We start from the raw sequence: 21,482 nt of genomic DNA on the forward strand, positions 1-21,482 counted from the left end.
GCGGACATGACGTTTCTCAGCGGGCTTCGTACCAGCGTTGCGAGCGATTGACCACGCCCACCACCAGCAGCATGATCGGCACCTCGATCAGCACGCCGACCACGGTGGCCAGCGCCGCGCCGGATTCGAAGCCGAACAGGCTGATCGCGGTGGCGACGGCCAGCTCGAAGAAGTTGCTGGCGCCGATCAGCGCGGACGGGCCGGCAACGCAATGGGCCACGCCCAGCTTGCGGTTCAGGAAATAGGCCAGGCCCGAGTTCAGCACGACCTGGATCAGGATCGGCACCGCCAGCAGCAGGATGATCAGCGGCTGCTCGACGATCGCATTGCCCTGGAAGCCGAACAGCAGCACCAGCGTCGCCAGCAGCGCGGCGATCGAATACGGGCCCAGCGCGCCGGTTACGCGCCGATACGTCGCTTCGCCGCGCGCCAGCAACAACTTGCGGATGGCCTGGGCGATCACAACCGGGATGACGATGTACAGCACCACCGAGACGATCAGCGTGTCCCATGGCACCGTGATCGACGACAGCCCGAGCAGCAGCCCGACCACCGGCGCGAACGCTACCACCATGATGGCGTCGTTGACAGCGACCTGGGACAGCGTGAAATACGGATCGCCCTTGCACAGCTGCGACCAGACGAAAACCATCGCGGTGCAGGGCGCCGCCGCCAGCAGGATCAGGCCCGCCACATAGCTGTCCAGCTGTTCGGCCGGCAACCAGGGCGCAAAGACATGCCGAACGAAGATCCACGCCAGCAGCGCCATCGAGAACGGCTTGACCAGCCAGTTGACGAACAGCGTCACGCCGATGCCGCGCCAGTGGCCCGCGACCTGGCCCATCGCGCCAAAGTCGATCTTGATCAGCATCGGGATGATCATCACCCAGATCAGCAGCCCGACCGGCAGATTGACCTGCGCGACTTCCATCGCGCCGATTGCCTGGAAGACGCCAGGAAACCACTGGCCGAGCAGGATCCCGGCCACGATGCACAACGCGACCCACAGGGTCAGATAGCGCTCGAAAAAACCGATGCCACTGGCCGGCGATACCGTCGCGGTCTGTTGCGTAGTCCGCTCCGCCGCCGTCATGCCTTCGGCTCCACCGCCTGCCCGCCGATTGCGCGCATTTCCTTCTGAATCGCGTTGCGGTCCAGCACGTGGAGCGGCAGGTTCACGAACTGGCCGACGCGGCCCATGATCTGGCGGAAGACCTTGTCGAACAGCTTGCGTTTCTCCTCGTCCGTTCCTTCGAAGGCGGCCGGGTCCTGGAATCCCCAATGGGCCGTGATGGGCGTGCCCGGCCAGATCGGGCAGACCTCGCCAGCGGCCTGGTCGCACACGGTGATGACGAAGTCCATCTTGGGCGCATCCGCCGCTGCGAATTCGTCCCAGCTCTTGCTGCGCAGCGCCGACACGTCGTAGCCGATCGACTGGCATCGCTCCGCGGCGAACGGGTTGACCTTGCCCGAGGGATGGCTGCCGGCGCTATAGGCCCGGAAGCGGCCCTTGCCGAGCACGTTGAACAGGGCTTCGGCCATGACGCTGCGTGCCGAATTGCCGGTGCACAGCACCAGCACGTTGAAGGTCTTGTCGGACATGGGGAGACTCGGGAAGGAGTGGGGCGCCGGAGCGCAGCCGGCCCGGCGCAAGGTGGAAACGATCAGGTTCGGTCGGGTCGGTCGGGTCGGGTGTCCGCCAGCTCGGCGACGCCGCCGTGGATAAGCACGCGCCTCATCGCGACGACTCCGACACGGTCGAGCAGCCGGACACAGGGGAGCACGGATTGCCGCCGCAGCAGTTCTCCGTCAGATAGCCGAGCAAGGCGTTCATGGTCTCGAAGCGGGCCATGTAGATGATCGAGCGGCCATCCTGGCGGCTGCGCAACAGGCCGGCGCGATGCAGCTCCTTCAGGTGGAAGGACAGCGACGAGGCCGGCATTTCCATCGATTCGGCGATCCGTCCCGCCGGCAGGCCTTCCGGGCCGGCCTGGACGAGCATGCGGAAGACGGCCAGCCGAACCGAATGGGCGAGGGCGGACAGGGCTTCGAGGGCGGTATCGGTTTCCATGTTTCGAATATAGTAGAAACATGGAATTGTGGCAAGCCGGTGTGATATGCGGCTCGAAGGAACGAGGTGCTTCAGGCCCCGCGGCGCTGCGCCATCCGTTGGCCGATGGCCCGCAAGGTCGGCTCGGGCAGGCGGGTCGCGAAGGGAAAGACCTCGCGCTCCTCGCGCTCGACATGCCGCAGGTAGTGCGCGGCGAACTGCGCGAGGGCTTCCGGCGGGGCGTCGGCGGAGCCCTGCTGCACCGCCTCCAGCCATGGCCGGGCCTGCTCCCACAGCGCATCAAGCGTGTCGTGATCGTCCTCCAGGGCCTGCATCGCGGCCGTCAGCGTCTCGTCGCCGAGCGCGCGCAGGGCGGGGAACAGGTCCGCTTCTTCATCCTCGTGATGCAAGGGCGCGGCAATCGTGAAGTACCGCACGATGCCGGCCGCCGCGGTGCGCGCCTGGTCGTCGGCGCCATGCCGGGCGGTGTGTTCGGCGAGGCGGCCGCACAGCGAGGCAAAACGGCGGACCTTGTCGTGGCAGGCGGTCAGCAGTTCGATCGGGGATTCAAAGGAAGGAATGGTGGGCGTGTTGGGCAACATGGCGTGCCCATTATCGCGCGGTCCGCTGGCCCTCGTGATCGAGCGCCATTTTTTGGGGCGGCCGGCAATCTTTACCGCCCTTTATCGCGGTCTGGCGCCAGATCCGGCTCGTGGGGCCGATGTCACCGCATTTCCCGCGATGGCGCAAGGCTTGCTTGGCGTGATTGGATTCCGGTCCATTCCATTGCCTTTGACACCTTCACGGGAGACCAATATGTCCGACGGAAAACTCGGTATTGCCGGTACGACGTTTATCGCCTTTGCCGTGGCAGGAGTGGCCCTGGCCGCCTCGCTCTATCTGGCCTATCTGGCCGCGCCGCCGAAGGGGCGTGCCTTGATCCGGGACGTGCTGGATCACGATTCGGGCTCGGGTCCGCAAGGCTGATCGAGCTGGCGCGGGGCCGGGCCTCGAACTTTGGCGGCAGCTGCAATGTCTATCTGCGACATTGTGGGGCGCTCGCGCCGCCGTCGTTGCGACCACAGCGAATCGGCACATCAGCGCAAGGCCCCATTCTCCAAGGCTGGCCGTATTACCGTACTTTCCCGATCCCGATGAAGGCGTTGCGCAACCCCCGGTGCCTGCTGCTGGAAAGCCGCTGGTTTGTCCCGCGGCATTTCGACGGCATCAGCCTTGGCCCGATCGTGCTGCTTCGACCCGGCGTGTCGGCCGGGCTGATCGCGCATGAACTGGTTCACGTGCGCCAGTTCTGGCGCCGGCCGTTCACGCACGGGCCGCGATATCTGCTGTCGAAGGCCTATCGGCAGGCCTGCGAGGTGGAGGCCTACCGGGCGCAACTCCAAGCCGCGGAAAGCACGCCCGCGCGCATTGCCCATCTGGCGCGCTACCTCGCGACGAAGTATCGCCTCGACATCGACCAGGAGACGGCGGTGCGGCTGCTTTCCGCAGTCTCCACCGACGATTCCCCACGCTGATCCGGTGTGGTCGCCGCAGTCATCAATGCCAGGACGTGCGCTGCGTCATCGTCATCACCATCCGAATCCGCACGTCGCCCGATTTCATTCGCCGATACGCCTGCATCGCATTCTCCAGCGGCATCACCTCGAGCGACGCAGTCGGGATGACGGCCTGGATTGCACCCGCCATCAGTTGCCGAAGTAGTTCAGCCCCAGCGCGCCCTTGACCTCGCTCAGCGTCGCGCCCGCGGTTTCCCGCGCGCGCATCGTTCCTTGCCGGAGAATCTCCAGCACGCCGGCGCGGTCGCGGTCGAATTCGAGGCGCCGTTCACGAATCGGTGCGATCAGCGCCTGCAAGCGCTCGTTGAGCCGGCGCTTGACGATGCTGTCTCCCAGGCCGCCACGGCGATAGTGGGCCTTGAGCTCGTCCACGGCCGCCGTGTCCGGTTCGAAGGCATCGAGGAACATGAACACGACATTACCCTCCACCTGGCCCGGGTCGCTGACGCGCAGATGGTTCGGGTCGGTGTACATCTCGTGGACCGCCTTCGAGATCTCGTCCGGCGTGGCGCCGAGCGAGATCGCGTTGCCGAGCGACTTGCTCATCTTCGCCTTGCCGTCGATGCCAGGCAGGCGCGGCACGTGTGACAGCACCGCTTCGCATTCGACCAGCACCTCGCGCCCGACCGTCAGGTTGAAGCGGCGCACCAGCTCGTTGGTCTGCTCGATCATCGGCTGCTGGTCGTCCCCGACCGGCACCAGCGTCGCCTTGAACGCCGTGATATCGGCGGCCTGGCTCACCGGATAGGTCAGAAAGCCAGCCGGGATGTCGCGCTCGAATCCGCGCAGCCGGATTTCTTCCTTGATGGTCGGATTGCGCTCCAGGCGCGAGACCGTCACCAGGTTCAGCAGGTATTGCGTCAGTTCCGCCAGCTCGGGCACCTGCGACTGGATGAAGATCGTCGACTTGTCCGGGTCGATACCGACGGCGAGATAGTCGAGCGCGACCTCGAGGACGTTCTCGGTGACCTTCTGATGGCGGCCGACGTTGTCGGTCATGGCCTGCGTATCGGCCAGCAGCAGGAATTGCTTCGCTTCGTGTTGCAGCTGCACGCGCGAGCGCAGCGAGCCGATGTAGTGGCCGAGGTGAAGGGGACCGGTGGTGCGGTCGCCGGTCAGGATGATGGGTTGGGTGGCGTGCGTCATGGGATGGTGTTCCGGTGATCTGTTCCGGTTATCGACACCACCAGCCACTGTGCGCAGAAACGAAAATGCCGCCAGGAGGCTGGCGGCATCGCGTTTTCGAGGTGCGTGTGGAAACGGGCCGCCTGGGTCAGGCGCGCCACCAATATTGCCGGGTCGGCGAGTTGGGCTTCGTATCCATGGGGGTGAGTATAGCGCATCGGCTCGGGGTGCATTGCGCCTGAACATGCCGCAGAGCGGACGCGCCGGACCGGGGCGATCCGCCGGCGATACATTCCACGCTGGAATACATCGCCGAAAAATCTTCACGCCGCGCGCGGCGCGGTCCTCCATACTGGCTTCATCATTGAACCGCAGCGATGGGGAGGAGCACCGTGAAACAGGCATTGGCATGGATATTGGTGGCGGGCGCGATCGGCATGGCCATGCCGTCGGCACAGGCGGCGTGGCCGGAAAAGCCGATCAAGCTGATCGTGCCCACGGCGGCCGGAGGCGCGCCCGACATCGTGGCGCGGCTGTTCGGCGATGCGTTGTCCAAACGGCTGGGCCAGGCCATCGTGGTGGAGAACCGGCCCGGCGCCGGCGGCAACATCGGCATGCAGGCATTGCTGCAGGCACCCGCCGATGGCTACACGATCGCCTATGGCAACAACGCGACGCTGGCGACCAACCGGTTCCTCTATAGCCGGCTGCCGTACGACCCGGACAAGCTGGTACCCATCGTGGGGCTGGCGACCACCTTCAACATCCTGGCGGTCAACAACGCGCTGCCGGTCAAGTCGGTGCGCGAACTGATCGCGTACGCGCAGGCCAATCCCGGCAAGCTGTCGATGGGCTCCGCCGGCAACGGCACGACCAGCCATCTAGGCGGCGAGCTGTTCAAGACGCTGGCCCATCTCAATATCGAGCACGTGCCGTACAAGGGAAGCACCCCTGCGCTGCAGGATCTGGTCGGCAACAACGTGCAGCTGATGTTCGACAACGTGCCGTCGATCGGGCCCTACGTCAGCAGCAACAAAGTCCGCGCGCTGGCCGTGACATCGACCCGGCGCTCGCCGCATTTCCCGCAGGTGCCGACCATGGATGAAGCCGGGATCAAGGGCTACGAATTGACCGCGTGGGCCGGGCTGGTCGGCGCACCCGGCATGCCGGCGGAGGTGGTGGACCGGCTCAATCGCGAGGTCAACGCGGTGATCCGCGACCCCGGCTTCCGTGCGCAGCTGGACCGGCTTTCCTTTGAGCCGCTGGGCGGATCGCCGCGCGATTTCCAGGCGCTGGTGACGTCCGAAACCGTGAAGTTCGGCGAGCTGGTGCGCAAGAGCGGCGCCAAGGTCGATTGAGGGCGAAGCGCATGCCATCTCATTTCGATCTGATCATCCGCCACGGCGACCTGATCGACGGCAGCGGCGCGCCGCGGCGCGCTGCCGACGTGGCGGTGCGCGATGGCGTGATCGCCGCCATCGGCATCGGTCCGGATGCCACGGCCGATGAGGTCGTCGATGCCACCGGCATGGTTGTCACGCCAGGATTCATCGACACCCATACGCACGACGACTGGATGGTGTTCCAGTCCCCGCAGATGCTGCCCAAGGTGACGCAGGGGGTCACCACCATCATCGCGGGCAACTGCGGCATCAGCCTGTTCCCGCTCGTGACCGATACCATCCCGCCCGCGCCGCTCGACATCATGCGCGGCGGCTTCGTGTTCGAGTCCGTGCGGGCCTACCGCGACGCATTCGCCGCCAGGCCCGCCACCGTGAACGTATCGGTGCTCGTCGGGCAATCGACGCTGCGCGCGCGCCGCGTCGCGCAGCTCGGACGCCCGGCCAGCGACGGCGAGATCGACAGCATGCGGCGCGACGTGGAGCAGGCCCTGCTGGAAGGCGCCATCGGCGTCTCCACCGGTACCTTCTATCCTCCCTCGGCAGCAGCACCGGAGGAGGAAATCCTGCGCATGTGCGAGCCGATGCAGCGGCTGGGGGGCGTGCTGGTCTCGCATATGCGCGATGAAAGCGACAAGGTCGCCGAGGCGATCGACGAGACTGCGCGCCTGGGCAAGGCGCTCAATGTGCCGACTGTGATTTCGCACCACAAGCTGGTCGGCAAGCGCAACCACGGCCGCAGCCGGGAGACGCTGGCGCAGGTGCGGGAGCTCTCGCGCACCATGCCGCTTTGCATGGACTGCTATCCGTATGCGGCGTCGTCCACCATGCTGCGTCCGGAACGGGTGGACCAGTGCGACCGGATCCTGATCACGTGGTCGGCCTCGCATCCGGAAGCGGCCGGCCGCTATCTGGAAGATCTGGCGCAGGAATGGCAGCGCTCGCGGCGCGAGGTGGCGCAGGCCTTGCTGCCGGGCGGCGCGGTGTACTTCATCATGGACGAGGACGATGTGCGCGACATCCTCGCCTACCCGGACACGATGATCGGCTCCGACGGCATTCCGTCGGACGAAACGCCGCATCCTCGCCTGTGGGGCACTTTTCCGCGCGTGCTGGGCCTGTACTCGCGCGAGCTGGGCCTGTTCCCGCTCGAGCGGGCTGTCCACAAGATGACGGGCCTGCCGGCGCAGCGCTTCGGGCTCGAGGGAAGAGGGCATCTGGCCGTGGGCAAGGTCGCCGACATCACGGTGTTCGACCCGGCGACCATCCGCGATTGCGCCACGTTCGATGCGCCAACACAGCCCTCGGTCGGCGTGCGCGACGTGTTCGTTGCCGGACAGGCTACGCTGCGCGGCGGCACGCCGACGGGCAACCGGCCCGGACGCTTCGTGACGTCGACCCTCGTCAGGTCACGCACGCCGGCATGAGCCCATGCCAGTCAGCCTGCGTCGGCATTGGCGGTTTGCAGCAGCCAGTCGACGAAGGTCACCAGCGTCGGGTTGGCGCGCTTCTCTTCGAGGCAGACGAAGTAATACGACTTCGGCGACAGATAGCTCGTGTCGGACAGCCGCACCAGCCGGCCGGCCCGAAGATCGTCGCCGGCGACATAGTCGGGCAGCAGCGCCACGCCCATGCCGCTGATGGCGGCCTGCAGGCCCATGGTCAGCAGGCCGTAGCGTGGCCCGTCGCCGGGCCTTGCCACCTTGGCGCCAATCTGTGCGAGATAGGCCGGCCACGCGTCCAGCGCCGTCTGTTGATGGAGCAGGGGCAGGTGCCGCAGCGCCTGGGACAGCGTACCGCGGCGCGGCAGCCTGTCCGGGGCGCATACGGGGAACAGCTCGAGCGGCATGACTTCGACGCCGAAGTGTCCCGGCGGCGGCCCGCCGCAGTACATGATGGCGGCGTCCAGGCCGCTGTGGAGCAGGTCGACCGGACCGACTTTGGTCGTGATGTTGAGCTGGATCTGCGGATGCTGCTTGGCAAATTGCAGCATGCGTGGCAGCAGCCAGATATTCCCCAGCGAGACCGGCACCGACACATCGAGGCGGCCGCCGGATGCGCGGCCGGTGAGGACTTCCAGCGTGGCTTCCTCGAGGAGATTCAGTGCCTGCCTGACGCGCTTCAGGTATTCCACGCCGGTCGCCGTCGCGACGACGCCCCCCTTGCGCCGATCCAGCAGCCGCACGCCGAGAAAGGTCTCCAGTTCCGTCAATTGCTTGCTGACGGCGCTCTGCGTCAGGCACAGTTCCTCGGCCGCCTCGGTCAGGCTTCCCTTGCGCACGGTGGCTTCGAGCGCCACCAGGTTGGCAAGGGCGGGCAGGTTCCGGCTGGTGGTGCTTTTCATCGGGACATCCTCGGGCGGTCGGCGGGACTCGGTGCGGTGGCCGCGGGCACTGCGTGCGCCATTGTCGTTCATGTATTCCGTGAGGGAAAGTAACACGATGACTGACGACACGAACCCGCTGGCTGCGCCGGCGTCCCCTGGCAAGCTCGCGCCGGCATGCGATGTGTTCGAACTGCCGATCGCCGAACTGGCGCGCCGCATGGATGCCGGCACGTTGACGGCTGAAGCGCTGGTGGCGGGGCATCTGGCGCGCATCGAGGCGTTCGACCGTTCCGGGCCGTCGATCAACGCGGTCAGCCAGTTGCATCCCGATGCGCTGCATGACGCGGTGCGGCTCGACCGCGAACGCCGGCTGCGGGGGGCGAGGGGCCCGCTGCACGGCATCCCGATGGTGGTCAAGGACAATATCGACACGGTCGGATTGCCGACCACGGCCGGTTGCGCCGCGCTGCGCGACGCGATGCCCGCCGCCGACGCGCCGGTCGTGACGCGGTTGCGCGCCGCGGGTGCGATCGTGCTGGCCAAGGCCAATATGTCGGAGCTCGCCGCGTCCAATGGGCGCTTCGGCTACAGCTCGGCCAGCGGCCTGACCTTGAATCCTTACCGGCTCTCCCGCAATGCCAGCGGGTCCAGCAGCGGCACGGGGGCGGCGGTGGCGGCCGGTTTCGCGGTGTTCGGACTCGGCACCGATTCATTCGGCTCGGTGCGCGGCCCCGCCTGTGTGCATGCCCTGGTCGGGCTCAGGCCGACCCACGGCTTGCTCGAGGCGGACGGCGTGCTGCCCCTGGCGCAGTCCTTCGATACCGTCGGGCCGCTGGCGCGCACGGTGGACGACGCGGCGCTGGTGCTCGCGGCGCTGGCGCCGGGGGCGGGCATCGATAGCCCGATGGAAGGTGTTGCCGGTCGCCGCCTTGGCATCGTGATGGACTTCAACGGTGGCAATGACGAGATCGATGCGCTGTTTTCGCGAGCGTGCATGGATCTGGCCGACGCCGGTGCGCAGACCGTGCCGGTCGCGCTGCCCGCCGATGCGCGGCATCTGTACGAGCGGGTGCTGGGCGATATCGCGCGCAGCGAATGGGCGGTGCAGCTCGACCGCTATCTGGCGGCGATGCCGTCGTCTTGCCCGAGGGATGCCGCAGCGCTATTGGCGCGCATCGATGCGCAAATTGGCGATGGATTGGGCGATGGATTGGGCGATGGATTGGGCGATGGAGCAGGGCGCTCGCCGAACCCGCTGACGATCGCCGCGCTGCGCCATGCGGTGGAAACTCGCGACGAGCCCGCACGCCCGGGCCTGTCCGCGGCCCGCGCGTTCGGCGCCGCGCTTGCCGGCCTGATGCAGGCCAACGGCTGCGCCGCGCTGATTTTTCCCACGCTGGCGTGCCCGGCGTCGCCGCGCTTCGATCTGGACGACCCCAGCTACCGCTGCCGGGTTTCCAATCCTCTGGCGCCGATGCACATGGCGAGCGCCGCCGGTTTTCCGGAGATCAGTGTGCCGATGGGCTGGACCGAGTCCGGCGTGCCTGCGGGACTGTCCTTGCTGGGCCGCCCTGGCGACGAACGCCTATTGCTCGGCATCGCGCGCGACTACGAGGCGGCGACGGGGCATCGTCGTGCGCCGGGGTTGGGGTAGCGGCCGACTGGGTCAGGGCTCCTGCGAACAACAACGGCTGGAGGAACGCGTTTGCGCCTCGCCGCGCGGCGCCAACCCGCGCATCCTGTTTGAAGCGCCGTTCCTGAAGGCGGGAATCCAGGATCTCACTGGTTGTATCGGCGCGGACCGCTACCTGGGCGGTCCTTCACGCGGCCGCTTGGTCGTCAATCGTCACGGATGCCAGGTCGAAGGCCGCTCCATGCGTGCCTCCGGCCACTGACTTCCTGCCATGGCATAGGACAGCCGGTTCGCTGCTTCCACAACCGTCTGCGCCAACTCGAGAAGGCGGGCTTCTCCAAGGCGAGCGGTTGGACCCGATATGCACATCGAGCCCAGCAAGCGCCAATGCAGCCCAAAAACGGGCGCTGCCACACTCGAGACTTCCGGCTCGCGCTCGCCCATGGACAGATGAAAGCCGCGTTGGCGGATCAGTTCGTACGGCTCTCCCGATGCGCCGGAAAAAGCCAGGATGACGCGACCCGGCGCGCCACTGTCCAGCGGCAGCGTCGCACCTATCCGCACATGATGACGGATGGCTTGCGGACCTTCGACGCGCAGCAGACACGTTCTCTCCTGACCCTCGCGCACATAGAAGGACGCGCTTTCGCCAGTCTTGATGGAAAGCTCGCGCAACGTGGGTTCCACGACTTCCTGCACGTTGAAGGTGGCCTGATAGCAGGCGCCCAGCCAACCCGCGGCCCGTCCGAGCCGCCAGTTTCCGTCTTCCTTCTGCACCAGGTAGTTGAACGTGGCGAGCGTCCTCGCAAGACGCAGCACGGTGGTCTTGTGGATGCCTGTGCGCCGGCTGATGTCCGCGAGCGAGAGTTCGGGGTCGGTCACATCGAATGCGCCCAACACCTGGAGTGCCCGTTTGACGGCGATGACGCCCCCACTGCCTTCGTCGCCGCGCGAGCGGGCGGATGTTGGGCCGTTTTCCTGGTTCATGCCTTGAAACGAGTTGCGTGGTGTGAAACGGCATTGTACGGCTTGAAACGATGCACAACAATCCGCTCCACAACAACACTGTGGAGACACCCATGCATCCCCTACGCCGTTTGTCAGCCGTCATCTGCATGGCGGCTGCACCCCTCGCCTTTGCCGCTTCCCCATACCCGGCCAAGCCCATCCGCGTCCTGGTTCCGTTCCCCGCCGGCGGCGGTACCGACATCATTGCGCGGGAAGTCACCAATCGGGTGGCACTGTCGACGGGATGGACCTTCGTCATCGAGAACAAGCCGGGCTCCGGCGGCAATCTCGGTATCGACGCGGTCGCAAAGGCCACCCCTGACGGCTACACGATCGGCATGGGCCAGACGAGCAATCTGGCCATCAATCCCACGCTGTACCCACGTCTGCCGTACGACCCGCTCAAGCATCTGGTCCCCGTCGGCATGGTGGCGAGCGCGCCGCTCGTTCTCGCGACGTCAGTGTCGTCGCCCTACAAATCGCTCGCGGACGTCATCACAGCCGGCCGTGCCAAGCCCGGGACCATCAACTTCGCCTCGCCGGGGAACGGCACCGTCGCGCATTTGGCTGGCGAGCAATTTCAGCGCACGGCTGCGCTCCAGCTGACCCACATTCCTTACAAGGGCGCCGCGCAGGCGGTCAATGACCTTATCGGGGGACAGGTCGACCTCTATATGGCGTCCGTCCCCAGCCTGCTCGGCCATATCCGCAGCGGCAAGTTGCGGGCTCTGGCGGTGTCCTCTGCTGCCCGGGTGTCGGACCTGCCTCAGGTGCCCACCTTCGCCGAATCCGGCGTCAAGGGCTTTGACGCCGCGACATGGTTCGGCTTTGTCGCGCCCGCCGGCACGCCCACGGACATCGTGATGCGCTTGAACGCCGAGTTCAACAAGGCCCTGAAGGTGCCGGAACTGGCCAAAAAACTGAACGACCAGGGCGCCACCGTACTGGCGGGTACGCCCGATCAATTCGGCGCGTTGATCAGACAGGACATCACGCGCTGGTCGGCGGTCATCAAGGCGTCCGGCACCAAGCTGGACTGACTCCACTCCATTCCTTCCCGTCTTTCTGAGCCACATCATGAGCTTGCCCAATATCGTCAAATCGTTCGAACGTGTGCCCGCTGACCTCGTCGCCCGCGCCGCCAAATTCCAGCCTGCCATCCTGGCCGACGTTGCCGGCCGTCGTGGTGCCTTGCATGGCCGTATCAAGGCCCTGCGGCCAAACATGAAGGTGGCTGGACCGGCCTTCACCGTGGAAGTCCGCCCGGGCGACAACCTGATGATCCATGCCGCGCTGGCACTGGCGCAGCCGGGCGATGTGCTGGTCATCGACGGGAAGGGCGATCAAACGTCGGCCCTGATGGGGGCCATCATGATGAATGCGGCGCGACAGCGTGGCCTGGCGGGCGTGGTGATGGACGGGGCCGTGCGCGACAGCCTCGAGATTGAAGAACTCGGCTTTCCCGTGTTCTCCGTCGGTACCAACCCGAACGGTCCCACCAAGGAAGCGGGCGGCCGCCTCGGCCACCCGGTTTCGGTAGGGGGCGTGACGATCAAGCCAGGCGACTATATCTGCGGCGACGCCGATGGCGTGGTCGCGGTCGAGCGCGAGAAGATCGAAGCGTTGTTGCCGCTGGCTGCCCACAAGGAGGAGGCCGAGGCGCGCCGCATCGCCCAGATTCGCGAGGGCAATACCAACGCGCCGTGGCTGCTTGCCTCGCTTGTCACCGCCGGCGTGATCAAAGACGGTGAGGTGCTCTGATGTCCCGGCCCAGCATTCTGGTTACGGCTGCCGACCTCGCACCCCAGGCCGTGGCGCTGCTGCGCGACTATGAAGTGATCTTTGCCGGCAAGACGCCGCAGCCCGATGACCTCATTGCCCTGGCAAAGCAGCACAATCCCGTGGCGATCATTGTTCGATACGGCAAGGTCGGCCCGGAGATCATGGATGCTGCCCCGGCGTTGAAGGTCATCTCCAAGCACGGCAGCGGTATCGACGTCATTGACCAGAAGGCCGCCGCAGCGCGCGGTATCGCCGTCAAGGCGGCAGTGGGCGCAAATGCGGCGGCTGTGGCGGAACACGCGTGGGCCCTGATTCTGGCCTGCGCCAAATCGGTCCCGCAACTGGACGACCGCATGCGGGCCGGCCACTGGGACAAGGCCACTCACAAGGCCATCGAACTGTCAGGCCGCACGCTGGGCGTCGTTGGCCTGGGCGAGATCGGCCGGCGCGTTGCCGTCATCGGCCGGGCAATGGGCATGCGCGTCCTGGGCTTCGATCCGTTTGCCAGCGCCGTCCCCGAGGGAGTTCAGCTGGTGGAGCTGACGCAACTGTTCCGCGACGCGGACGTGGTGTCCCTGCATTGCCCGCTGACCGACGAGAACCGGCGCCTGCTGAACCGCGAAACGATTGCATCCTTCAAGGACGGCGCCATCCTGGTGAACACGGCCCGGGGCGGCCTCATCGACGAAGCTGCTCTCGTCGACGCCATGCGCAGCGGAAAGCTGTATGCCGCTGGCCTGGACAGCTTCGAGAACGAACCGCTCCCTTCGCCTCATCCGTTCCGCGACGTGCCGAACCTGATCCTGTCGCCGCACATTGGCGGTGTCAGTGACGCAGCCTACGTGAACATGGGCTTGGGCGCCGCGAGGAACGTACTGGCCGTGCTGGAGAGCGCGAGCGTCGCCTGAGCCGCCGCCCTCCGATATGCGCGCTGTGCTCTGCATAGACGCGCTTCCGAATTGCCTTCGAATCAATTGCCGCGGCGCGCATGCTGCCCCCGCATGCAGCCCCGTTTACGAGGGGCAGTGAGCCGACCGCTGCCATAGGAGACCGCAGTGAACACCGTTCAATCCCTTGTTGCGACGATGGTCGGCGCACTGGCGTTTGCGATGACGAGCCAGTCGGCCGTTGCAGCCTATCCTGACAAGCCTGTCCGCATCGTCGTGCCGAACCCGCCGGGCGGTGCGGTAGACGTGGTGACGCGCAAGGTCGCGCAACAGCTGTCTATCCAGTTGGGCCAGAGCTTCGTCGTCGAAAACAAGCCCGGTGCGTCGGGAACCATTGGCACGAGTGTGGTCGTCAATGCGCCAGCCGACGGCTATACCTTGCTTGCGAACGATAATTCCTACACGACGCTGCCCTATGTCTTCAAGAAGCTCAACTGGGACCATGCGTCGGCGCTGATTCCCATCGCTCCCTTCGCCTTTTCACCGGTCGTTCTGGGCGTCAAGGCCGACTCGCGTTTCAAGGACCTGGCTTCGCTGGTTGCCTATGCCAAGTCCAATCCCGGCAAGGTCACGTTCGGGACCGGTGGACCCGGCAGTGCGCCTCACTTCGCCACGGAGGCGTTCCAGCAAGCAGCGGGCATCGAGTTGATGCATGTTCCTTACAAGGGGGCAGGCGATGCCGTTGTGGGCTTGCTGTCGGGCAGCGTCGACCTGCTGGTGCTGTCGACGCCCAGTGTGCTGTCACAGGTCAAGGGCAAGCAAATGCGTTTGCTTGGCATCAGCGGCAAGGAGCGGGTTGCGGCGCTGCCGGACGCACCGACATTCGCGGAAGGCGGCGTTCCCAACTTCTCTCTCTTCAACTGGTCCGGACTCGCGGCGCCGAAGGGAACGCCACCGGACGTGGTCCAGAAGCTCCAGCAAGCCGTCAAGAAGGCGTTGGAGTCGCCCGATGTGAAAGCCTTCCTCGAGAACATGGGATCGCAGCCAGGGAAGCTGGACAGCCATGGCTTTGCGCAACTGATCCAGCGTGAAACGGCACAGTGGGCATCGGTGGCACAGAAGGCCAACATCGAAAAGCAATAGTCCAAGCAAGATCCAGGCGCATCCAAACCAGGAGTCGAACCCATGTATCTGTTGCAACCGCCCGCGCTGCGGGACGCCGAAGTCTTCACGATGATGCCGGATGCCTTGCGCCGTCGTCATGTGGATACGGACTGGGCGCGCGCCAATCGCGGTGGCGCGCGTATCGATGCGTTCCTTGAGGGGCCGGTATGGGCAGATGGCCACCTATGGGTGTCCGACATTCCTTTCGGACGGATATTCCGCATCTCTGCTACAGGAGAATGGGAGCTGGTTGCCGAGTATGACGGAGAACCCAACGGCATGAAGCGGCTGTCCGGCGACCAATTCCTGATCACCGACTACCGCGACGGGTTGATGGTGCTGGACGCGCGGACCGGTACGGTGCGGCCTTGGCTGGAGCGCCGGAACAGCGAGCGGTTTCGCGGACTGAACGACCTGACCTTCGACGCCCGCGGCAACCTTTACTTCACCGACCAGGGGCAGACCGGCATGCACGATCCCACCGGGCGGGTTTACCGGCTGACACCGGATGGCCGCCTCGATGTGCTGATCGCAAACGCTCCGAGCCCGAACGGCTTGGTACTGTCGCCGGACGAGAAGGTGCTCTTCGTGGCCATGACCCGGGGCAATTGCGTCTGGCGGGTGCCGCTGCAGGACGATGGCTCCGTCAGCAAGGTAGGGCAGTTCTTTACGAGCTACGGGCCGAGCGGGCCCGACGGCCTGGCCATGCGCGCCGATGGTCATCTCCTTGTCGCCAACCCGGGCCTCGGCTATGTCTGGGTGTTGAACGCGCGCGCCGAACCGATCGAGATCATCCGCGGCCCTGCTGGAGCCTCGGTGACCAACCTCTGTTTCGGTGGGGAGGATGGGAAGACGCTGTTCATCACGGAATCCACCGGCAGCAGCATATTGCGTATCGACATGCCGGAATCGGGCGCTCCGGTTCATGGCGGCAGGGCAGGGGAATACCGTGCGTGAGCCGGACGCGGTGTTCGCCAACGCGTGTGACTGCCATATGCATGTCTATGACAGCCGCTATCCGGCAGCGCCGGGCGCGACGCTGCTGCCGCCCGATGCCACCGTATCGGCGTACCGTGCCGTGCAGCGGCGCCAGGGAACCACGCGCACCGTGGTGGTAACGCCGTCCACCTACGGGCTCGACAATGCCTGCACGCTCGATGCAATCGCGCAATTGGGCGGTGAGGCGCGTGGCGTTGCAGTCGTTGGTCCAGATGTTGGCGAGACGGAGCTCGACACACTTCATCGTGCCGGCATTCGCGGCATCCGCTTCAACCTCACCATGCCGGGCCCGCTCGACCTTTCTGCGCTGCCCGGACTTGCCGCCCGCATCGCTCCGCTGGGCTGGCACGTTCAACTCAATATCCCCGCCGGCTGGCTTACCGACATCGCGGCGACCCTCCGCGCCCTCCCTGTCGCCGTGGTTTTCGACCACTACGGACATCTTCCATTCGGCAGGCCCGAAGGAGAGAAGGGGTATGCCGTGATCGCGGACCTAGTTCAGTGCGGCAAGGCATGGGTCAAGCTGTCCGCACCCTACATCGAAACCCTCGACGGGCCGCCGGCATACCGGGACGCGGCGCGACTGGCATCGCGATACACGCGCCTGGCGCCCGATCGCATGGTGTGGGGCTCCGACTGGCCGCATCCCACCGTGCAGGCTGCGGGTGGCGATCCCATCGATGATCGCAGCATGCTCGCGCTTTTTCGCGAATGGTGCGCCAGCGATGCGGTGGCCCGGCAGGTGCTGGTCCACAACCCCAAGGCGCTTTACGGCTTCGACGACGGATAGTCCTCGGGCGCTCGCACCGCGGCGCGACGAGCCAAGGCCAGTCTGCAAATCGACAACATAAACATATGGAGATACCTGATGCCCCAACTGTTTTCCCACTTCCGTGGTAACCCCTTGTGCGCCCTCATCGTGGCGCTGACCGCCGTCGCCGCCGGGGCGCCTGTCGCAGCGACGGCGCAGTCGGACTGGCCGAACAGGCCCATCACCTACGTCGTCCCGTATCCCCCCGGTGGCACTACCGATATCGTGGCCCGGCTGATCGCCCAGAAGCTGGGACAAGCCCTGCATACAACAGTGGTGGTCGAAAACAAGCCAGGCGCTACCGGCGCCATCGGTTCCGCATTCGTCGCCCGGGCTGCGCCCGATGGATACACGCTGCTCGGCGCGTCCACGGCATCCCACGCCATCAACCCTGCATTGAATCCCAAGCCGACCTACGACGCGGTCAAATCGTTTGCGCCGGTGGTTCTGGTTGGAACCATTCCGAGTGTTCTGGTCGTCGGGGCAAATAGTCCCTATCGCGACGTCCGTGGTCTGCTGGCGGCGGCAAAGCGCGAGCCGGGCAAACTGAGCTACGGCTCCGGTGGTACCGGCACCATCCTTCAGATGTCTGCGGAATTGCTGCAGCAGCAGCAAGGCATACGCATGACCCACGTACCTTACAAAGGGGACGTTCCCGCGATTCAGGACGTCATGGCGGGCCATGTCGACTTCATGTTTGCGCCCACCGCGCCGATCCTGCCGCTCGTAAAAGCCGGCAAGCTGCGGGCGCTTGCCGTCGCCACGAAGGCACGGGTTCCGGGCTTTCCGAACGTTCCAACGATGGCAGAGGCCGGTGTGCCTGGCTTCGAGGCCGAACAGTGGCAGGGCATTTTTGCCCCCGCGGGTACCCCGACAGCGGTGATCCAGAAACTCAATGCCGAGATCAACCGCGCGTTGAACGACCCGGAGGTACGGGCTCAGTTCGACGGCTTGGGGATCAAACCGGCGGGTGGTGCGGCCCAGGCGCTTGCCGATTTACAGAAAGAAGACATTGCGAAGTGGACGCGCGTCGGTAAAGCAGGGGGCATCGTGCTGGAGTAGGGCGAAAAGAGGCCCCCGGCTTCATCGTTACGCCCCGAGCGTTTGGCCTGGCAAGGCGCTTCATGCATCGTTTCGACGAGATGTGCCTGTCGATCTAAGCCCTCGCTCGAAACACCGGTTGGTGCCTTACGCTGTCGCGCTCGAGCATTCGCCGGTACCAGGCTGCAAGGGCCGCGCATTCCGCGGGCACCGGCAGCTTCACCAGCGACGCAAAGATCAATCCCCCGATGACTGTGATATCGGCCATCGAAAACGATTCGCCGGCGACATGCGGTTGTTGACGCAGAACGGCATCGAAGTACCGCATGCCTCGCAGTGCCTTGTCGCGTTGCCGCGCTCCCCACTCCGGGTTCTGATAGATCTCAACCTTGGGACCCAATCCCGGCGTGCCGTGGTGGAAATAGACACTGATGGGATCGAGCAGCTCCAGTTCGGCGCGCTTGCTCATCATGTGGATCACGCCTTTTTCCCGCGCGGTGCGACCGGTGAGTATCGGCGCGCCGTCCAGCGCGTCGAGATACTCGGTAATGGCCGTGCATTCCGCAATGCAGGTTCCATCCTCCAGTTCGAGCACCGGCAGCGTGCCGGAATAGTTCTTGTTGGCGAGAAATTCGGGGTCCTTGTGCTCGCCCTTGTAGAGATCGACCGTGACGAATCGCACGCGCGATTGCAGGTTCTTTTCCGCCAGCGCGATGCGGACGCGGGTTGGATAGGGCCCGGTCGGAAAGTCATGGATCGTCATGGTGGGCGGCTGGATTGTCTGGACACTGCCATTGGCGTTCATTCGTGTAGTTCCTCGGTCGGTGGAAGTGGAACGGAACCAGGGCGATCGTCATGTACGTTTATTTGATTCGTTAGCCTACCTAACGTTCGTTAGGGTAAACGTACAAGGTACAATACGGGGTGTCAACATCCATTCCGGTCCCAGAGGTGGAAGCCATGACCAGTGACGCGAGACAGAACTCCAGAGAGAAAATCCTTGCGGCCGCCACCACCATTGCGCAGGCCCATGGCTATGGCGGGCTGAATTTTCGCGATCTGGCCGAGGTGGTCGGCATCCGGGCCGCCAGCATCTACCACCATTTCGACAGCAAGGCCGATCTCGGCGCGGCGGTAGCCCGGCGCTATTGGGAAACCGCGGCGGCGCACCTGGACGCCTCGCTGGCCAAATCGAAGAGCCCCCTGGACAGCCTGCATCGTTATCCCGACATGTTCCGCAAGGCGCTCCAGAGCAGCAATCGCATCTGCCTGTGCAGCTTCATGGCCGCGGAAACCGACGATCTGCCCGAGGTGGTCAGGAAGGAGGTCCGGACCTTTGTCGACGTCAATATTGCCTGGCTGACCAAGGTGCTGGCCGCGGCAGGCGTGGCCTCGGGCAAGGAAGGGCGAGCGCGGGCTCGCGCGATCTTTGCCGCGATCGCCGGCGCCCAGCTCATTGCCAGGAGCCAGTCCGACATCTCGGTCTACGACTCGCTGATCGAAAGCTATCGGAAGGCCGGCCTTTTGCCGGCCTAGCAAGCCGCCAAGCCGGACGAACCCCGATCCGCTGCAGACACTGGCCAGGCTGCATTACGTGGAAGGCGGAACGGAGGCAAAGGGCGATCCGATCCTTCTCATTCCGGGATGGCCACAGAGTTGGTACGCCTGACAATTTCCGGCGCTGGTCACTTCGTGCTCGAGAGAGTCTGTCGGAGGTAGCGCAGGCCGTACTGAAATTCGTGCGAGCGGAGCCACCGGCCGGCCGATAGCGCGTCGGCCACGTCGCGGACCTCCTGTCGTTGGCGTTGAGGCGCCGCGACAGGCGCGCCAGGCGCCGACCGCCGGGCGGTCACTGCCGGACCCGCTGGTACCTTGCCATCAGCGGTGTAGCGGTCGAACCATGCAGCACGATGGACACCACGACCGTGCACAGGGTGATCTGAAGCAGCAGGTCGGCATGGGCCATATCGGGTGCATGTGCCAGCGAATAGGCCAGGTAGTACAGGGAGCCGATGCCGCGAATGCCGAACCATGCGGTGAGCCGGCGTTGCGCCGGCCGCAAGCGCATGCCGATCGTGGACAAATAGACGGAGAGCGGGCGGATCAGCAGGATGAGCAGCAGGGCAGTGCCCAAAGCTGGAACGCTGAACGTTGCCCGCGTCAGCATGGTGCCGATCAGCAGGGTGACGCACAGTTCGGCCAGCCGCTCCACATCGAAGGAGAACTCGGAAACGGTCTGCGTCAGATACGCGGCAGCCTTGTTCTCGTGCGTGGCGATCTGTTCGAGTCCCTTTGCGGGAAGGGCGCCGAGCACTTCTTCCGGCGACCTGTTCGGGTTCTCCTCGCGTTCGACCTGGCGCATTGCCACGCCCGCCGCGAACACCGCCAGGAAGCCATAGGTGCTGGCCAACAAGGCGGCGCCATAGGCCACGCCGATCAGGCCCAGCGTGAAATGGCTCTCCAGCCCGACAGCCTCATGGAAACGCATGCGCAAGGCGAGGATGGTCTTGCTGGCCAGCAAGCCAAGCGCGGCGCCGATTCCAAACCCGCCCAGCGTTGCCCAGACGAGGTCGACGGCAATCCATCGCGTCAGCCCGGGACCCAGTTCGTGATAGCCGAGCAGGCCCAGGCCAAGCATCGCAAACGGGAACGCCGTGCCATCGTTGAGGCCGCCTTCCCCGGTCAGGCCAAAACGAACGATGTCCCGGTCTTCGGTGTTCGCCATTTGCACGTCGGACGCCAGCACGGGGTCGGTCGGCGCAAGAATGGCGCCGGCCAGTATCGCGGCACCGAACGGCAGACCCAGCCAACCGACCCCGACCGCGCATAGCCCCGCGATGGTGAGCACCATCGCCACGCTGGCAAGCTGGATCGGCATCCGCCATATCGACAGCGCCATGCGGACACGCAAACGCAGCCCAACGCCGAACAGGGAGATCAGCACGGCCACTTCGGTGACGATCTCCAGCAGCCGGACATGGCCAGGGTCGTGGAGATCCAGCGTGATCATCCCGGCGCCAATGGGTCCGAGCGCCACGCCAAACAGCAGGTATAGCGCGGAGGGCGAGATCGGCAGGCGTTTCACCACCGAGCCGATCAGCCCCATCGTCACCATCAGGCCGCCGATCACCAACGCCCAGATCGCGAGCACAGTCATCTCCCCCTCAAGGCGGTTTTCCAGGCGGATGAAACCGGGCGGCACCGATCCCACACGGGGCGGCTGTGGGCCAGTTCCTGCTTACCGGCGATCCGCGCTGCACTGTCCGGCCCCAAGCCGCCAAGCTGGCGACCGCTTCCGGCTAGCGATTTGCCGCGGAGACAAAGCCCGCCAGATCGCGGGTGAATCGCTGCGGCTCTTCGAGAAAGGGCGCATGGCCTGAATTATCGTACAGGCTCACTCGAACGCGCGGGTTGAGCGCCCGGGCACGTGCAATGGCCGGTTGGGGCATGACCAAGGCGTCCCTGGCCCCATACAACAGCAGGATCGGCACCTGCGCCTTGGGCAGTCCTTCCGCGACGGCCACCGTCATCGACGGCGTCGCGCGTGTCATCGTCCACGAAGCCATTGCCGCATTGGCCAGCAATCGCTCCATCGTTGGCGCATCCGGCTGCGTGTGAAAGCACAGCCGCAGGCCGGCGCGATGATCACGGAAGGCGGGCAGCATGACGCCTGAGCCGG

At 65.5% G+C, this 21,482-nt stretch carries 24 protein-coding genes; 13 read left to right on the top strand and 11 right to left on the bottom strand.

Annotated elements, in window-relative coordinates; genetic code table 11:
• Positions 1-16: 16 nt before the first annotated feature.
• The 4 genes from arsB to AC6EI8_RS07010 form a co-directional block, all read right to left on the bottom strand.
• On the bottom strand, positions 17-1,093 hold the full coding sequence (gene arsB, locus AC6EI8_RS06995; protein WP_226109588.1) for an ACR3 family arsenite efflux transporter: 1,077 nt from the start codon (positions 1,091-1,093) through the stop codon (positions 17-19).
• Positions 1,090-1,602: an arsenate reductase ArsC gene (locus tag AC6EI8_RS07000; RefSeq protein WP_226109591.1), complete on the bottom strand. Its 513-nt coding sequence runs from the start codon at positions 1,600-1,602 to the stop codon at positions 1,090-1,092. The genes arsB and AC6EI8_RS07000 overlap by 4 nt, the downstream gene beginning before the upstream one ends.
• 133 nt (positions 1,603-1,735) lie before the next feature.
• A complete protein-coding gene (locus AC6EI8_RS07005; RefSeq protein WP_226109593.1) occupies positions 1,736-2,071 on the bottom strand; it encodes an ArsR/SmtB family transcription factor in 336 nt (111 codons plus the stop codon).
• A 71-nt stretch (positions 2,072-2,142) separates the two neighbouring features.
• Positions 2,143-2,652 (bottom strand): hemerythrin domain-containing protein, encoded by a 510-nt coding sequence (locus AC6EI8_RS07010; RefSeq protein ID WP_498381589.1) that lies wholly within the window; start codon positions 2,650-2,652, stop codon positions 2,143-2,145.
• Between AC6EI8_RS07010 and AC6EI8_RS07015 the strand changes: the two genes are divergently transcribed.
• Together AC6EI8_RS07015 and AC6EI8_RS07020 are read left to right on the top strand one after the other, a co-directional pair.
• On the top strand, positions 2,639-3,037 hold the full coding sequence (locus AC6EI8_RS07015) for a hypothetical protein (protein WP_149320234.1): 399 nt from the start codon (positions 2,639-2,641) through the stop codon (positions 3,035-3,037). The genes AC6EI8_RS07010 and AC6EI8_RS07015 overlap by 14 nt on opposite strands.
• A gap of 167 nt (positions 3,038-3,204) precedes the next feature.
• A complete protein-coding gene (locus AC6EI8_RS07020; protein WP_498381590.1) occupies positions 3,205-3,585 on the top strand; it encodes a hypothetical protein in 381 nt (126 codons plus the stop codon).
• Between the two features lie 22 nt (positions 3,586-3,607).
• Here the strand turns inward: AC6EI8_RS07020 and AC6EI8_RS07025 are convergent, their stop codons facing one another.
• A complete protein-coding gene (locus AC6EI8_RS07025; RefSeq protein WP_226109604.1) occupies positions 3,608-3,757 on the bottom strand; it encodes a hypothetical protein in 150 nt (49 codons plus the stop codon).
• Positions 3,757-4,773, bottom strand: a complete 1,017-nt coding sequence (gene trpS, locus AC6EI8_RS07030) for a tryptophan--tRNA ligase (RefSeq protein ID WP_226109608.1) — start codon at positions 4,771-4,773, stop codon at positions 3,757-3,759. The genes AC6EI8_RS07025 and trpS overlap by 1 nt, the downstream gene beginning before the upstream one ends.
• 371 nt (positions 4,774-5,144) lie before the next feature.
• Here trpS and AC6EI8_RS07035 point away from each other — a divergent pair, with 371 nt between their 5' ends.
• Together AC6EI8_RS07035 and AC6EI8_RS07040 are read left to right on the top strand one after the other, a co-directional pair.
• The gene (locus AC6EI8_RS07035; protein WP_265632461.1) at positions 5,145-6,110 is read left to right on the top strand and encodes a Bug family tripartite tricarboxylate transporter substrate binding protein; all 966 of its coding nucleotides are present in this window, start codon (positions 5,145-5,147) and stop codon (positions 6,108-6,110) included.
• Between the two features lie 11 nt (positions 6,111-6,121).
• A complete protein-coding gene (locus AC6EI8_RS07040) occupies positions 6,122-7,579 on the top strand; it encodes an N-acyl-D-amino-acid deacylase family protein (RefSeq protein WP_498381591.1) in 1,458 nt (485 codons plus the stop codon).
• 11 nt (positions 7,580-7,590) lie between these two features.
• On the opposite strand, the gene AC6EI8_RS07045 is transcribed toward AC6EI8_RS07040, so the two are convergent.
• On the bottom strand, positions 7,591-8,496 hold the full coding sequence (locus tag AC6EI8_RS07045; RefSeq protein WP_226109615.1) for a LysR substrate-binding domain-containing protein: 906 nt from the start codon (positions 8,494-8,496) through the stop codon (positions 7,591-7,593).
• A gap of 97 nt (positions 8,497-8,593) precedes the next feature.
• Between AC6EI8_RS07045 and AC6EI8_RS07050 the strand changes: the two genes are divergently transcribed.
• A complete protein-coding gene (locus AC6EI8_RS07050; RefSeq protein ID WP_498381592.1) occupies positions 8,594-10,132 on the top strand; it encodes an amidase in 1,539 nt (512 codons plus the stop codon).
• Between the two features lie 192 nt (positions 10,133-10,324).
• Here the strand turns inward: AC6EI8_RS07050 and AC6EI8_RS07055 are convergent, their stop codons facing one another.
• Positions 10,325-11,098, bottom strand: coding sequence for an IclR family transcriptional regulator (locus tag AC6EI8_RS07055; protein ID WP_226109617.1), 774 nt, complete (start codon positions 11,096-11,098; stop codon positions 10,325-10,327).
• A gap of 92 nt (positions 11,099-11,190) precedes the next feature.
• Between AC6EI8_RS07055 and AC6EI8_RS07060 the strand changes: the two genes are divergently transcribed.
• The 7 genes from AC6EI8_RS07060 to AC6EI8_RS07090 all read left to right on the top strand — a co-directional run bounded on the left by AC6EI8_RS07060 (position 11,191) and on the right by AC6EI8_RS07090 (position 17,824).
• On the top strand, positions 11,191-12,159 hold the full coding sequence (locus tag AC6EI8_RS07060) for a Bug family tripartite tricarboxylate transporter substrate binding protein (protein ID WP_226109619.1): 969 nt from the start codon (positions 11,191-11,193) through the stop codon (positions 12,157-12,159).
• 37 nt (positions 12,160-12,196) lie between these two features.
• Positions 12,197-12,880 (top strand): RraA family protein, encoded by a 684-nt coding sequence (locus AC6EI8_RS07065; protein ID WP_226109621.1) that lies wholly within the window; start codon positions 12,197-12,199, stop codon positions 12,878-12,880.
• Positions 12,880-13,809 carry a hydroxyacid dehydrogenase gene (locus AC6EI8_RS07070; RefSeq protein WP_226109622.1) on the top strand — a complete coding sequence of 310 codons (930 nt, stop codon included), beginning with the start codon at positions 12,880-12,882 and terminating at the stop codon, positions 13,807-13,809. Before AC6EI8_RS07065 ends, AC6EI8_RS07070 begins: the two co-directional genes overlap by 1 nt.
• A 177-nt stretch (positions 13,810-13,986) precedes the next feature.
• Positions 13,987-14,931, top strand: a complete 945-nt coding sequence (locus AC6EI8_RS07075; RefSeq protein ID WP_226109634.1) for a Bug family tripartite tricarboxylate transporter substrate binding protein — start codon at positions 13,987-13,989, stop codon at positions 14,929-14,931.
• A gap of 42 nt (positions 14,932-14,973) precedes the next feature.
• On the top strand, positions 14,974-15,909 hold the full coding sequence (locus AC6EI8_RS07080) for an SMP-30/gluconolactonase/LRE family protein (RefSeq protein WP_498381593.1): 936 nt from the start codon (positions 14,974-14,976) through the stop codon (positions 15,907-15,909).
• Positions 15,902-16,741, top strand: a complete 840-nt coding sequence (locus tag AC6EI8_RS07085; protein ID WP_226109627.1) for an amidohydrolase family protein — start codon at positions 15,902-15,904, stop codon at positions 16,739-16,741. Before AC6EI8_RS07080 ends, AC6EI8_RS07085 begins: the two co-directional genes overlap by 8 nt.
• Positions 16,742-16,819: 78 nt before the next feature.
• A complete protein-coding gene (locus AC6EI8_RS07090) occupies positions 16,820-17,824 on the top strand; it encodes a Bug family tripartite tricarboxylate transporter substrate binding protein (protein WP_226109629.1) in 1,005 nt (334 codons plus the stop codon).
• Positions 17,825-17,918: 94 nt separating this feature from the next.
• Here AC6EI8_RS07090 and AC6EI8_RS07095 read toward each other — a convergent pair whose 3' ends face one another.
• Positions 17,919-18,566, bottom strand: a complete 648-nt coding sequence (locus AC6EI8_RS07095) for a glutathione S-transferase (protein ID WP_226109635.1) — start codon at positions 18,564-18,566, stop codon at positions 17,919-17,921.
• Positions 18,567-18,763: 197 nt separating this feature from the next.
• On the opposite strand from AC6EI8_RS07095, the gene AC6EI8_RS07100 reads away from it, so the two are divergent.
• On the top strand, positions 18,764-19,339 hold the full coding sequence (locus tag AC6EI8_RS07100) for a TetR/AcrR family transcriptional regulator (RefSeq protein WP_498381594.1): 576 nt from the start codon (positions 18,764-18,766) through the stop codon (positions 19,337-19,339).
• A gap of 313 nt (positions 19,340-19,652) precedes the next feature.
• Here the strand turns inward: AC6EI8_RS07100 and AC6EI8_RS07105 are convergent, their stop codons facing one another.
• Both AC6EI8_RS07105 and AC6EI8_RS07110 read right to left on the bottom strand, forming a co-directional pair.
• Entirely contained in the window at positions 19,653-20,960 is a 1,308-nt protein-coding gene (locus tag AC6EI8_RS07105; protein ID WP_498381595.1) for a cation:proton antiporter, read from the bottom strand.
• Between the two features lie 142 nt (positions 20,961-21,102).
• A partial coding sequence (locus AC6EI8_RS07110) for an alpha/beta fold hydrolase (RefSeq protein ID WP_498381596.1) occupies positions 21,103-21,482 on the bottom strand: 380 nt, incomplete at its 5' end.

It is taken from the genome of Cupriavidus sp. R6-3 (genome assembly GCF_059772245.1).

What these genes read in the sequence shown, in the direction of transcription:
- arsB (WP_226109588.1), bottom strand. Translation starts at nt 1,093, where the DNA reads ATGACGGCGGCGGAGCGGACTACGCAACAGACCGCGACGGTATCGCCG.
- AC6EI8_RS07025 (WP_226109604.1), bottom strand. Translation starts at nt 3,757, where the DNA reads ATGGCGGGTGCAATCCAGGCCGTCATCCCGACTGCGTCGCTCGAGGTG.
- AC6EI8_RS07005 (WP_226109593.1), bottom strand. Translation starts at nt 2,071, where the DNA reads ATGGAAACCGATACCGCCCTCGAAGCCCTGTCCGCCCTCGCCCATTCG.
- AC6EI8_RS07065 (WP_226109621.1), top strand. Translation starts at nt 12,197, where the DNA reads ATGAGCTTGCCCAATATCGTCAAATCGTTCGAACGTGTGCCCGCTGAC.
- AC6EI8_RS07060 (WP_226109619.1), top strand. Translation starts at nt 11,191, where the DNA reads ATGCATCCCCTACGCCGTTTGTCAGCCGTCATCTGCATGGCGGCTGCA.
- AC6EI8_RS07075 (WP_226109634.1), top strand. Translation starts at nt 13,987, where the DNA reads ATGGTCGGCGCACTGGCGTTTGCGATGACGAGCCAGTCGGCCGTTGCA.
- AC6EI8_RS07055 (WP_226109617.1), bottom strand. Translation starts at nt 11,098, where the DNA reads ATGAACCAGGAAAACGGCCCAACATCCGCCCGCTCGCGCGGCGACGAA.
- AC6EI8_RS07080 (WP_498381593.1), top strand. Translation starts at nt 14,974, where the DNA reads ATGTATCTGTTGCAACCGCCCGCGCTGCGGGACGCCGAAGTCTTCACG.
- AC6EI8_RS07095 (WP_226109635.1), bottom strand. Translation starts at nt 18,566, where the DNA reads ATGACGATCCATGACTTTCCGACCGGGCCCTATCCAACCCGCGTCCGC.
- AC6EI8_RS07090 (WP_226109629.1), top strand. Translation starts at nt 16,820, where the DNA reads ATGCCCCAACTGTTTTCCCACTTCCGTGGTAACCCCTTGTGCGCCCTC.
- AC6EI8_RS07000 (WP_226109591.1), bottom strand. Translation starts at nt 1,602, where the DNA reads ATGTCCGACAAGACCTTCAACGTGCTGGTGCTGTGCACCGGCAATTCG.
- AC6EI8_RS07100 (WP_498381594.1), top strand. Translation starts at nt 18,764, where the DNA reads ATGACCAGTGACGCGAGACAGAACTCCAGAGAGAAAATCCTTGCGGCC.
- AC6EI8_RS07070 (WP_226109622.1), top strand. Translation starts at nt 12,880, where the DNA reads ATGTCCCGGCCCAGCATTCTGGTTACGGCTGCCGACCTCGCACCCCAG.
- AC6EI8_RS07050 (WP_498381592.1), top strand. Translation starts at nt 8,594, where the DNA reads ATGACTGACGACACGAACCCGCTGGCTGCGCCGGCGTCCCCTGGCAAG.
- trpS (WP_226109608.1), bottom strand. Translation starts at nt 4,773, where the DNA reads ATGACGCACGCCACCCAACCCATCATCCTGACCGGCGACCGCACCACC.
- AC6EI8_RS07045 (WP_226109615.1), bottom strand. Translation starts at nt 8,496, where the DNA reads ATGAAAAGCACCACCAGCCGGAACCTGCCCGCCCTTGCCAACCTGGTG.
- AC6EI8_RS07040 (WP_498381591.1), top strand. Translation starts at nt 6,122, where the DNA reads ATGCCATCTCATTTCGATCTGATCATCCGCCACGGCGACCTGATCGAC.
- AC6EI8_RS07010 (WP_498381589.1), bottom strand. Translation starts at nt 2,652, where the DNA reads ATGTTGCCCAACACGCCCACCATTCCTTCCTTTGAATCCCCGATCGAA.
- AC6EI8_RS07020 (WP_498381590.1), top strand. Translation starts at nt 3,205, where the DNA reads ATGAAGGCGTTGCGCAACCCCCGGTGCCTGCTGCTGGAAAGCCGCTGG.
- AC6EI8_RS07105 (WP_498381595.1), bottom strand. Translation starts at nt 20,960, where the DNA reads ATGACTGTGCTCGCGATCTGGGCGTTGGTGATCGGCGGCCTGATGGTG.